Origin of the sequence: Streptococcus sp. CCH5-D3 (assembly GCF_001556435.1) — a bacterium.
Lineage (GTDB): Bacteria > Bacillota > Bacilli > Lactobacillales > Streptococcaceae > Streptococcus.
Genome location: NZ_LSIW01000072.1, coordinates 67,927 through 80,335, shown reverse-complemented (window position 1 = coordinate 80,335; position 12,409 = coordinate 67,927). Strand labels below are relative to the sequence as shown.

The 12,409-nt window shown below is 38.5% G+C and carries 9 protein-coding genes and 1 pseudogene; 6 read left to right on the top strand and 4 right to left on the bottom strand.

The features are described from left to right. The 5 genes and pseudogenes from AX662_RS05095 to AX662_RS05075 all read left to right on the top strand — a co-directional run. Window positions 1-428: pseudogene (locus AX662_RS05095) on the top strand (hypothetical protein); the annotation flags it as partial. Between the two features lie 276 nt (window positions 429-704). Beyond that, a complete protein-coding gene (locus AX662_RS05090) occupies window positions 705-1,421 on the top strand; it encodes an ABC transporter ATP-binding protein (RefSeq protein WP_060971804.1) in 717 nt (238 codons plus the stop codon). Between the two features lies 1 nt (window position 1,422). Further along, window positions 1,423-2,505 (top strand): ABC transporter permease, encoded by a 1,083-nt coding sequence (locus tag AX662_RS05085; protein ID WP_060971803.1) that lies wholly within the window; start codon window positions 1,423-1,425, stop codon window positions 2,503-2,505. A 23-nt stretch (window positions 2,506-2,528) separates the two neighbouring features. After that, the gene (locus AX662_RS05080) at window positions 2,529-3,152 is read left to right on the top strand and encodes a TetR/AcrR family transcriptional regulator (protein WP_037599905.1); all 624 of its coding nucleotides are present in this window, start codon (window positions 2,529-2,531) and stop codon (window positions 3,150-3,152) included. Window positions 3,153-3,347: 195 nt separating this feature from the next. Beyond that, the gene (locus tag AX662_RS05075) at window positions 3,348-4,112 is read left to right on the top strand and encodes a nucleoside phosphorylase (protein ID WP_060971802.1); all 765 of its coding nucleotides are present in this window, start codon (window positions 3,348-3,350) and stop codon (window positions 4,110-4,112) included. 61 nt (window positions 4,113-4,173) lie between these two features. Here AX662_RS05075 and AX662_RS05070 read toward each other — a convergent pair whose 3' ends face one another. Together AX662_RS05070 and AX662_RS05065 are read right to left on the bottom strand one after the other, a co-directional pair. Continuing rightward, window positions 4,174-4,809 (bottom strand): HAD hydrolase-like protein, encoded by a 636-nt coding sequence (locus AX662_RS05070; protein WP_060971801.1) that lies wholly within the window; start codon window positions 4,807-4,809, stop codon window positions 4,174-4,176. Between the two features lie 72 nt (window positions 4,810-4,881). Beyond that, window positions 4,882-7,596 (bottom strand): DEAD/DEAH box helicase family protein, encoded by a 2,715-nt coding sequence (locus AX662_RS05065; protein WP_060971800.1) that lies wholly within the window; start codon window positions 7,594-7,596, stop codon window positions 4,882-4,884. A gap of 709 nt (window positions 7,597-8,305) precedes the next feature. Here AX662_RS05065 and AX662_RS05060 point away from each other — a divergent pair. Continuing rightward, entirely contained in the window at window positions 8,306-9,274 is a 969-nt protein-coding gene (locus tag AX662_RS05060) for an ABC transporter substrate-binding protein (protein WP_060971799.1), read from the top strand. A gap of 46 nt (window positions 9,275-9,320) precedes the next feature. On the opposite strand, the gene AX662_RS05055 is transcribed toward AX662_RS05060, so the two are convergent. Next, window positions 9,321-10,661: an MATE family efflux transporter gene (locus tag AX662_RS05055; RefSeq protein WP_060971798.1), complete on the bottom strand. Its 1,341-nt coding sequence runs from the start codon at window positions 10,659-10,661 to the stop codon at window positions 9,321-9,323. A 50-nt stretch (window positions 10,662-10,711) separates the two neighbouring features. Beyond that, window positions 10,712-12,256 (bottom strand): hypothetical protein, encoded by a 1,545-nt coding sequence (locus AX662_RS05050; protein ID WP_060971797.1) that lies wholly within the window; start codon window positions 12,254-12,256, stop codon window positions 10,712-10,714. Window positions 12,257-12,409 lie beyond the last annotated feature (153 nt).

The following is a 12,409-nucleotide window of genomic DNA, read 5'->3' as shown; positions in this document are numbered from 1 at the left end:
TTGAAAAGAAAATTGAAAAACAATTGAAGAAACAAAAACTCGGTCTTCCTATTAGGTTTTTTAGTTTTCTATCTTATTCCAGTCATGATGAAAAGGGAAAAATATTGGATACTATTGCCTCCGAAAATCTTAAGGAAGGTAAGAAGGACTTTGCTGGATATTATCAAATTCCATACCAAACCTTGATTGATCAAGAGTTGGTTTATATGACTATCTTTATTGATGATAATGCATCAGTCAAAGAACAAGATATGAAAGATGCGGCTAAAAAGTTAGATGCTAGTGATCTTCCGAATGGTGAATATGATTTCTTTTATTCCAATACCAAGGATGAGAATCAAGATCCAATCAGTTATTCTTTTAAAGTAAAAGATGGGAAAGTCGTTTTTTATGGAGATGAGAATCTAGTACTAGAAGATGATGATTAAAGGTGAGGAGATGAAGAAAAGTTATAAATTCTATTTATTTGTTATTATCAAGAATCTTCCTTCTCACGAGCCTTTAAAAAGTGGATAGGAGAGATTATTTCAGAGTATCGTGAATAGATTCTTAACATCAGAAGTTTTTGTCATAAACATTGGATGCTATCATCCAGTGTTTTTATTTAAAAAAAAATTCAATATATCGCTTGACAAGTGAGTGTTCACTCACTATAATGTCATTTGTAATCAAAAGTGAGTAAACACTCACTAAGGGGGATGCATATGAAAACATTGCTACATTTACAAGATTTACAAAAATCTTTTGGTCAACAACTGGTGTTAAACCACGTTGGTTTTGAATTACAGTCTGAGGAAATCATTGGTCTAATCGGTCCCTCAGGTGCTGGTAAATCAACCATGATTAAAACCATGTTAGGAATGGAAAAGGCAGATAGCGGTATTGCTTTAGTCTTAGAAAATACCATGCCCAATCGTCATATTCTAGGAGATATTGGCTACATGGCTCAGTCAGATGCCTTATATGATGCCTTATCAGGTCAGGAAAATTTGCAATTTTTCGGTAAGCTCAAAGGACTTTCTAAGAAAGACTTGTCATCTGAAATTGCCCATGTAGCTCAAGTGGTAGATTTGACAGATCACTTAAACAAGGCCGTGTCTGGTTATTCCGGAGGGATGAAAAGACGTTTGTCACTAGCCATAGCACTTTTAGGAAATCCTCAACTCTTGATATTGGACGAACCGACAGTTGGGATTGACCCTTCTCTTCGAAAGAAAATTTGGAAAGAGTTGATGGCGCTCAGAGACAATGGTGTAGGAATCTTAGTTACAACCCATGTCATGGATGAAGCAGAGCTGACAGATAAGGTCGGACTACTATTAGGTGGAAAAATCATTGCTTTTGATACACCATCCAAGCTAAAAGAATCTTATGGTGTTTCAAGTATTGAAGAAGTCTTTTTGAAAGCAGAAGGAGAATGAAATGAGAACAATTGCCATTGCAAAAAAAGTCATCAAAGAATTGCTACGTGACAAACGGACACTGGCCCTAATGTTTGTGGCACCAGTCTTTATTATGTGGCTGATGAACCTCATGTTTTCGGCTAGTACAACGGTGACTGTTAAGCTAGCGACACAAGATGTGCCAAGTAGTTTGGTAAGTAAGATGGACGACTTAGAACATTTCAGTGTCAAAACCTACAAAGACTTGGATAAAGCCAAAGAGGCTTTAAACGATGAAAAAGTAGATGCAGTTATCTCTTATAAGGATGGGGAATATCATGTAGCCTATGCTAATACAGATGCCTCTAAAACTTCGGTGACCCGACAAGTATTACGCACCAGTATTGCCAGTGAAGACACCAATCAGTTATTAGCCCGTGTGAAGCAATCCCTTCCACAATTACAACTAAAGGTAAAATCTCCTGAAATTAAGGAATCTTATGAGTATGGTAACGAGGACACCGGCTTCTTTGCTAAAATGATTCCTGTTTTGCTTGGGTTCGTCGTTTTCTTCTTTGTCTTTTTGATTTCAGGGATGGCACTCTTGAAAGAACGTACTAGCGGAACCCTAGATCGTTTGTTGGCAACCCCAGTTAAACGTTCGGAAATTGTTTACGGCTATATGTTGTCTTACGGCCTTATTGCCATACTGCAGACAGCAGTAGTCGTTCTAGCAGCCATCTGGTTGTTGAACATTGAAGTTGTCGGAAGCCTGTTAAATGTTATAATAGTTAATGTGGTACTGGCTCTGGTGGCACTAGCCTTCGGAATTCTCTTGTCTACCTTGGCAAAATCAGAATTCCAGATGATGCAATTTATTCCTCTTGTGATTATGCCGCAACTCTTTTTCTCAGGAATCATTCCACTTGATTCAATGGGAGACTGGGCAAAAATGCTAGGGAAATTCTTGCCTTTGACCTACTCAGGTGATGCGATGAGTCAGATTATTCTTTACGGACGTGGACTTGGAGATATTTTACCAAATATTGGTGTTCTACTAGTCTTCCTTGTCGCTTTGACAGCTCTCAATATTGTCGGCTTACGTCGTTACCGTAAAGTATAAAATATAAATATACGAGGATGAAAATGAGTGAGAGTGTTTTTGAGTCGTTTGAAGCTTATCTAAAGGGTGCAGACTATCCCAAGGGAAAGAAAAAAATCATGCAGGCGGCGGTCGATTTGATTTCTACTAAGAGTTACAATGGGACCTCCACCTTACAAATTGCCAAACATGCGGGACTTAGCCAAGCAACGCTCTTCAAATATTTCAAGACTAAAGAAGATTTATTAACGGCTATTTTGCACCCTGTTGTTCCAGGACTTTTCGGTCGTTTTTTTGAAGAACTTTTAGCCTTAGAAACGACTGAAGAAAAGGTGCATTATCTGGTCCAAAATCGTATGGCCTATCTCAAAACGAATCGTGCTTTGATGAAAATTATTCTTCAGGAAATTTTTTCAAATAAGAAACTGAGAAAAGAACAACTTTATATTTGGAATACTCTTCAGGATAAATTATTAGTACTCCATAAGGAATTGATAGCAGATTCACGAGTGAATCCTGAAATCACAGTTCCTCAAATGGTTCGTATTTGTATAGGTCCCTTATTGGCCTACTTTGCCCAACTCTATATCGTTAGCGACAATAGTGACATAAGAGAAGAAGACTTAAATTTGTTGGAAAAACAGATTTTAGGTGGTTTGTGGAAATAAACGCCGACTGGAATGATATTTCTTAAAATAAAACACAAAAAGGACATATTTCTGACTAAAGCAGATTTATGTCTTTTTTTAGGTGTTATGATTTAATCATCTATTTTTCTTGATTATAAGCTAATAGATTTTATGAAATCATATAATCAGTTTGAATTTTTGATATAATAATTCTTAAAACTTAGGAGGCAACAGATGATACATAAACATGAAATCCCAATTTTAGAGTTTGATGACAATCCTCAGGCTGTGATTATGCCGACCCATGAGGATTTAGACTTGAACTTGCCGGCTAGGTGCGTCTACGCCTTTTTAGAGGAAGAAATCGAACGCTATGCGAACGCTGTTGGCGCTGATAAAGTTGGAGAGTTTGTCTCTGCGACCAAAACTTATCCTATATTCGTTACGACTTACAATGGGGAGGAGATTTGCTTGGCTCAAGCTCCAGTTGGATCAGCTGCAGCTGCACAATTTCTTGATTGGTTGATTGGTTATGGCGTAAAACAAATCATTTCAACTGGAACTTGTGGCGTTTTGGTAAACATGAAGGAAAATGTTTTTTTGATTCCTACTAGAGCGTTGAGGGATGAAGGAGCGAGTTACCACTATGTAGCTCCATCCCGCTATATAGACATGAATAAACAAGCTTTGGAAGCTATTGAGAAAACTTTAAAACAAAAGAAACTCCCCTATGAAGAGGTTATGACCTGGTCGACAGATGGTTTTTATAGAGAAACACCAGATAAGGTTTCCTATCGCATTGAAGAGGGCTGTAGTGTTGTAGAGATGGAATGTTCTGCACTTGCAGCAGTTGCTCAACTTCGAGGAGCTATTTGGGGATTACTACTCTTTACGGCAGATTCCCTTGCAGATATTGACAATTACGATCAAAGAGATTGGGGCTCAGAGGCTTTTGATAAGGCTTTGGAGCTTTGTCTGGATATCATTGTTCAGATGTAATCTAGATTCAATAGAAAAAAGAGCATGATTAAAGAATCTTGCTCTTTTCGTTTTCCAAGCTTTATTTCAAAATATCCCAAAGTTCTTGGGGAGTCTCAGTTACAAAATCTGGATTTTCTGCTAATAGAGTTTCGTTAGCCCCGAATCCCCAGGTCACCGCTATTGTTTTGATGCCAACTGTTTTTCCACCAATCAAATCAAACTTGGTATCACCAACAATGACGGACTGGTCTTTAGGGGCTTGATTTTCAGTAATGGCACGCTGCAAGACATCAGCCTTATGAAAAGCAGCAGGGGTAGATCCATAAATACCTTCAAAATATTCAGTAATCCCAAGGTGTTGGCACATTTCTAGGGCAATAGGTTCATTTTTTGAAGTTGTGATAAAAATTTTCTTGTTAGGGTCTTTACTAAGTTGTTCAAGAACTTCCTCAATGCCATCATAGAGGTGAGCTTCCAGTTGTCCTTTGGTCTCATAATAGTCACGATAAATCTTAACAGCTTTGGCAGCACCTTCTTCACTAACCTCTTCTTTAAAGGTTACCTCGAGAGGTGGTCCCATAAAGGTACGAATTTTCTGATCACTAGGAACAGGAAGGCCTAGTCTTTCAAAAGTTTGAACAAAACCATTGTGAATACCCTCGGAACTATCTACAAGGGTACCATCTAGGTCGAAAAAAATATGTGTGAGTGTCATAGAATTCTCCAATATATTCGCTTTGGTTTATTATATCATGATAAAAACGGTTAAAGTGGTTAGGGCTATTTATCATTCTAAAGTTGACATGACTTTTTTATGTGTAACTGTTCGTTCTTGCTTATTTCCAAGTGCCTTGATGCGGGCTTCTAGGAGAATAGGACGTCCTTGAACACTTCGCGTATAAATAAGATCATATTTTCCTAGGCTTTTTTGTATATGTCGGAGGAAAGACTCTGCGTCTGCCTTTCGCTTTTCAAACATACTTGGAACGGCAAAAAATTCGGTTTGGTCCTTCACTTTGTGACAAGCCTTTAAGATATAGCGTTGATTTTCGATAGGAGCGAAAAATTCAGTTATAGTCAGAGCAAAGATTTCTTTTTCCCTCATGCTAGCACCCTTGAGATAGATGGCGTTATAAATCGCTTGTTTACTGTCTTTTACCACTCTAGGAGCAGATTCTTTAGTCTCAATCTGACCTGAATCCAGCAGGGATTGATGGATAGCTTTGCCAAAAATTTCCAAACGTTTATAGGGGCTCTTATAGATAAAATATCTTCCCCAAAAGATAGCCAGTACAAGTAGCGCAAGTAAGAATATAGGTAGGCTTTGATCAAACGGCTTCCCAACAATCAGATATCTTCCCAAATCAATAATAAAAAAAGTGGCAGCAAGGGCTTGGGAAATAAGAAAGGCCTTCATCCAATCATTAAGGTATACCAACGGTAGAAATTGTTTGTCAACCTCAACTTGGTTGACCACTTCCATTTCTTCGTATAGCGGGAGGGCTTGTTGCCAACGGTCTTTAAGCTCCTGACGTTTTTGAGATAGTGTAATGGCATTTTGATTAAGTTTTTCTAGACCCTTTCGGCTAAAAGTTATTTGATTGAGGTCAAGGCGATCAATACCAGATTCGATAGTAGGCTCTTGATAATGGAGGCCCAGAAACTGTGTCATACGCCGATCTAACAAATCTAAGTCAGGACTAAGTGCATACAACTGCAGCTCTAATGTCTCATCGTATTTTTCTTCCTCATCTTGAAAATCAAACCATCTCCTAGGTGATAAATTAATAGAAACCAAATGCCAGATATTACTCGTTTTATTAGGATTGTCTGGCCAGACACGGATGGCACGGCCTCGCATCTGATTACTTAGCATGAAGCTTCCAACAAAACTAGCTAAAATAAGGGAGTTAACACAAGGGGCATCCCAACCTTCGCCCAATAAAGACTTGGTCCCAATAATCACCTGAATATGTCCTTCTTGGAAAAGTTGTGTAAGGGCAGTCACTAGATCATGGTGAGAACCAGAAACACTCACCTTAAGATAGTCTTCTTGGCTCAACTCTCCAATAACATCATAGGATAAACGAGAATTAGGAATGAGTCGCTCTAGATGTTCTTTAGCTGAAGTTGGAATAATCACTAAACTTCCTGTCAATACAGCCACAGGTACTGTCCAAGACTGTTCAATCATTTCTCTACGAATAGATTCAAAGTAAGATAACACACCTAGTTGGGTAAATTGTGCACTGTTATCGCCTAGATGAATTTGAAAATCCTTACGTATAAAGTCTGTCAAAACAAGTTGACGGAGATTATTTCCTAGAGACTGGTATTCTGCCTTAAAAATATCTCTAATAGCATTGAGTTTCCCCAATGATTGATTAAGCAGGACATCTTGCTTCTTATTCCGGATAAGTTTAACTTGATTTCTCTCGATAAGACCATTTGCTTTCAAATCACTCTTTAGCTGATTAAAGGCTTCCTCGGTAAATCCATACCAATTTGGGACCTGAAAAATCACGCCATTAAGCAAGGTTTCAAACCACTCAAGCGTAAAAGTCGGCAAGTTTTTTGCAGCGAGAAGTTCTTGAAAACGTTGAGGAAAAGGCAATTCTTTAGACCGTAAAAAAATCAGGGTAGCGGAAAGGTATTTAGGATTAGCCAATAGGTCATCATAGCCAATTTGGCCACTTAGTGCTGGACTAGACTGAATAGTGTTCGAAAAGTTTATATCTCTAGACAATTTAGTTAGAAAGTTAAGTTTCTGCTTATCAAACTGGTCCAATTGTGCACGTTCTTCCTTAGTTGGAAAGGCGAAGTAGACATAGTCCTGGTGAGGACAGAGCGTCCCTTCCTTAACCAGTTCAGGCACTGTAATTTCTTCATCAATCTCACCACACATGCTTATATAACGTTCCCAAAGTGCAGGTTCTCCCTCGTATGGGGGTGTTGCTGTCAAAGAGATCATCTTTAAATTTGGAAAAGCTTTATGAAAACTCTCTAAACTCTTCCACCATTCATTTCTTAAATGATGGCATTCATCCAGACAAAGAGTCCCTAAATCTTGGTCCCCAAAAGTTTTTCGAATATCGAAACCTTGAAAATCGAAATGCTCTTGTTGAGACTCATCATCTGTATCCTCAATAAGACTATCGCCAACGACTTGGTTCATAGCACTGTGCAGTGCCTGATAGGTCGCAACCGTAATCATTTTAGGCCTTTTTAAATCCTGTGAAATGAGTTGTTCTACTAGGTTGTCATCACTTAAAAAAGCTTGTTTAATCCGATCTACCCATTGTTGACGGATGGTAACTGTCGGAACTAAAATTAAAGTTGGATTACCAAAACGCTGTATAAATTCAATTCCTAAGGTTGTTTTACCAGAACCAGGAGCAGCCACCAAGTGAATCTTTCCATCATCCATAAAGCTTTCGGCTTTATCGAGAACACGCCGTTGGTACTGTCGCCATTGTCCCTTAAATGAAAGCTGATTTAACATAATTTCCCTCCAATGTTACTAACTATTATATCATAGTGAAGATAGATAGAACTGGCCATATGGATAAGCATGAATAGTAATATTTTTATAATATACGTCTCAAATATACAGCCAAAAACACCCCAAAATTGAGCTTTTGGGGTGTAAATCACGGGGTGCAATAATTAAGTTTTTAACGTAAACGAAGAGTTAGTTACGTTTTGGTTTGACTGCCATTCCTAGGCCGAGTGAAAAGGTTGTCAATATTATTTAAGGCTTTTTAAGTTATTTTTAAATGAGTTTTCCGTGTATTTTAATACATATCTCACCGAAAAAATACTAGTTAGGGACGTTTAAATTCGTATCGCTAATCTAGTAAAATCCATTTCAGTCTGCAGAGCATCATTTGCCATTCACAAACCCCCGAAAACAATTGATAAAATAAGGCGTAACCTACAAAGAAGAAGGCTTCAAAAAAGAGATCTCTTACTTAAATATTTAAAATTCAAAGAGGATGATATAATCTGACATTTCAAGAGCCTAGAAGATATCTTCTTAAAAAGAAATAGATTTTTTTTTACTCAAAGGTTATAGTTGATTTCCTATAATACCTCTTAGGAATCAAAAACATTCAATTCCTTCCAAAAAATCTTAGTCATAGATTGACATTAAAGAAGTTTTAAGATAACTTTAAAGTAACGATTTAATCCGATCTTATCGAGGAGTTGCCATGAAAAAAATAAATCTTCTTTATTTATTAGCTATTCTGGCCATCATATCTGGTCTTTTACTATATTACTTGCCAGACATGACGTCTGGACATAATGCAGAGTCAAATAATACAAGTCAAACTTTTAAAGAGAAGACGATTGTTCATGATTTTGGTACGACAAAGTTGAAAAAAGTTCCTAAACGTATTGTTATCCTCGACAACCTCTATGGTGAAATCTTGAATCCTTTAGATATCACTCCTGTAGGTGCAACAACTGGTCAAGCTGATAGTCAAGAATTTTCAACCCTCTTTAAGAAACAATACAAGGATGCAAAAGTGGTTTCAGTTGGTTGGCAGGGAAATCCAGATTTGGATAAGATTGCTGAGTTAAAACCAGATTTAATCCTTATGACAGGCGAGCAGGAAGACCTCTACGAGGAGCTGTCTGAAATTGCACCAACTGTTGGCTACCAGATCAACACTGATGAAAACTGGGACTATCACGAAACCTCATTAAAGGTAGCAGAAATCTTCGACAAACGTGATGAGATGAAGAAGGACCTGGATAAAGTGGATGCTAGGGAGGCTGTTTTCGCAGAGAATGTCAAAGCTAAGTTTGGCAATCAAAAACTCATGTACCTGCGCGTGACAGACAATGACATCCGTTATTACGCTTATGGGCATTTTGGTTATTTGTATGATACTTATCATTTCAATCGTGCTGAAACCTTCAATCCAGATGATATGTTCCAAGTTATCGATCCAGATAAACTAAAAGACATTAATCCGGACCTCCTGATTGTTCAAGCAGATTCTCAAGAGCTCCTAGAAAACAAACTTAAAAATAACCCTGTCTGGAGTAGCTTAAAGGCAGTTCAAAATAACAAGGTAATTTATGCTGATTACTCAACCTACATGCTAGGCTTTGGGATTGTCTCCCAAGAGGCCATAATGAAACAGATATCTGATGAATGGGGATTAAATTAAACTAAAAACGACCCTGATGGTCGTTTTTTCTATGTTCAAAAGTAGTCTAACTGATAAACAAGCGTCGAATATGTTTCCTCAAGGCAAAATAGAGCTGAATGGTCATGGGAATCCAAATCAAGGGTTCGCATAGGATAACACCAAGGTAGCCCATAGAAGGAATAACCAAAAGAACAAAGAGAATTTTTCCAAAAAGCTCAATGAAACTAGAGGTTAAGGGTGTGAGTTTCTTACCTAGGCCTTGGAGACTATTTCTGAAAATAAAGAGCATACCTAGAATAGGATAAAAAAGAGAACTGATACGGAGGTAGCGACTGGCATTGTCAATAATCACAGCATTATCAGAACCAGAGATAAAACCAGCCAAAAAGGGACTTGCTATATAGAGAAGGACACAAGCAATGACAGACCAAGTGATAGAAACAAGACAAGATTGTTTTAAACCAGCCACTATGCGTTTAAACTGTTTGGCCCCGAAGTTTTGTGAGGTGAAGGTGGTCACCCCAGCAGCAAGTGAGGTCAAAGGGAGAACTGCGAAAGACATGATACGCCTTGCTGCAACCTGAGCACTGATGATAAGAGGGCCAAAACCGTTAATGGCATATTGTAAGGTCACAGTACCAATAGAAACAATAGAATTCATGAGTCCCATGGCCATTCCTTGTCCAAAGAGGTCCAAATACAGACTTGAATCAAGAACAAAGTCTGACTTGCTTGGTAGAAGGAAGGTCACTTTTTTCTTAATATAGTAAAGACAGAGAATTGCCGAAAGCCCTTGTGAGATGATAGTAGCTAAGCCTGCTGATTGAACACCAAGATGAAGTTGTGTAATAAAGAAAAGGTCTAAAACGATATTGACTAGAGCTGAAAAAATCAGAAAATAGAGGGCGGTAAGACTATCCCCAACCGCTCTGAGGAGTCCTGCACACAGATTATATCCTAAGCTTACCCCAACACAAGACACAATCATAGAAATATACTGGTAAGATTGCCCGATAATAGAAGTAGGCGTTCCTAAAAATCTAAGCAAAGGATAGAGACCAAAATGTCCTAGAATCATAACCAAGGCACTTAAGCCTAAACCAATCACAACGGTGGCCGCCACAGACTGACGAAGTTTCCTATAGTCTTGTGCACCATAATAACGTGCGATAACAACGCCCATACCATTTCCAACACCTAAGGCAAATCCGATAACCAAATCAAAAATAGCAGAAGAAGCTCCCACAGCAGCCAAGGCATCTGGACCTAGAAAACGACCCACAATCATGACATCGGCAGTATTGTAGAGTTGCTGGAAAATATTGGATATCAGAATTGGTAGAGCAAAGATTAAAAGAGACCTCAGAATTGGGCCTCGTAAAAGATCAACTGACGCATTTTTCATAGACTTATTATAGCAAGATTGTAATTGTGAAACAATGTTAAAAAGCCATCCTAGGATGACTTTTGCATATTTTTTAGATAGCGGCTAAGCATTTGTGTCATATGATTGTAACCCGCCGCGATCATTGGAATTTGTAAGTAAATATAAGGTAGGGTGTACTGACTCTTAGTCTCTGATATGAGGTGAAAGAGAATGCCACCGAAGAGATAAAGGAAGGCATAGAGGCCCAGTGTTGCTCCATCTCCCATTCGTTTATAAGTGAAAGCATAGTAGAACGCACCACCAAGATATAGAACTAGGAGATAGCCTTGCATATAGGTCACAAAAAAGAGATGCAGGGTCCCATCGTGATAGATAGAGGTCGCAAACCTATTCCACAAAGGCTGAAACTTGTCTTTACTTGGACCGTTCCAGATGGACTGGAAACTTCCCTCCGTCCAGGAGCTGATAAACTTGGTTCTGAAAAACCAACTGGCCTCATCGGGATGTGCTAGGAGGTATTGAACACGCTTATCAAAAAGATGATTGGCGCTTTTTTCAATCTTTTCGATATTGCCCTTTTTCTTAGCGTAAATGTCACGGACATAGCCGGTATACCATCCTGGCATTCGTTTAGAATCGGGTTTATCCTGTAAGCCCATGGCCAACCAAGCAATCTGAGGTGTTCCAGGAATTTTTTGATGAGTAGTAATCTCATAGTAACTGGTTGTCGCCTTATGCAAGGTCATAGGAAAGGCAAAGAAAGCCAAAACCAAAAGTAAATAGCGGTAACGTTTCTCTCTGAGTGACATTAGTATCAAAATACCAGATAATGCAATAATGAGAATAATATTATTGCTTCTTACCCAGTAAGCCAATGATAGCATGACCACCGAAAGAATCGCATTCCTAGCCTTACCACGTTTTAAGTAACGTAGAAAGAAGAGAATGGCAAAACTAGAAAAGAACAAACCATACATAAGTCCATAGGCAAACATAATGTTGAAAACTAAAGGTAAAAAACCAAAGCTCATGATGACAGCCAAACGACTGACTAACGGTTTCGTAAACAGTTCATCCGTGATTTTCCATGTCGCATAGTTCATACCAATGACCATGCCAAGATTCAATGCATAGAAAACCGAGATGACCGGCAAAGGAATCAGATAGAGAACCAGGCGTTCAAAACTAAGCAATCCCAACTGATGAGGATAGCGGTAGAAGTAGGCTCCTGGTTTAATTAAGGAGAAGTTGCCAGCATTAAACTGGACCGCCCCTTTAAAGACAGTACCTGCATCGTCTCGACCAGCAAAACTCGTCAGAAAAATCAAAAGTAGGCCAAAACTCACAAAGCAAACGGAAAAAAAGATGAAAATCTGTTTTGTTGTCAGTTCCTTTAAAATCTTGCGCCAGAGAAGTGTCAAAAGCAGAATGACACCACCTGAAACATAAACATACCAAGGAACGCTACTAATCTCTGCCCACTCAAAGTATCCCGTCATCATGGTCGTGCGAATGAGTAAAGCAGTCACAAATAATATGCCGAAGACTAAGAGCCCCACATAGCGCCCTAACCATTCTAAAACAGAACTCGTATATGACATAAGAGCCTTCATACTGAAAGTCTCCTTTAATATTGGTAATTACCCTTATAGTTTAGCACAGTCGTCGGAAAAATGTAATGAAAACTAGAAGAAATAGGGGCGCTTACAAGAAATATACAAGTTATTGGTTAAGGTTAGTAATAGTCAGTGATTTAAAAATGAAAA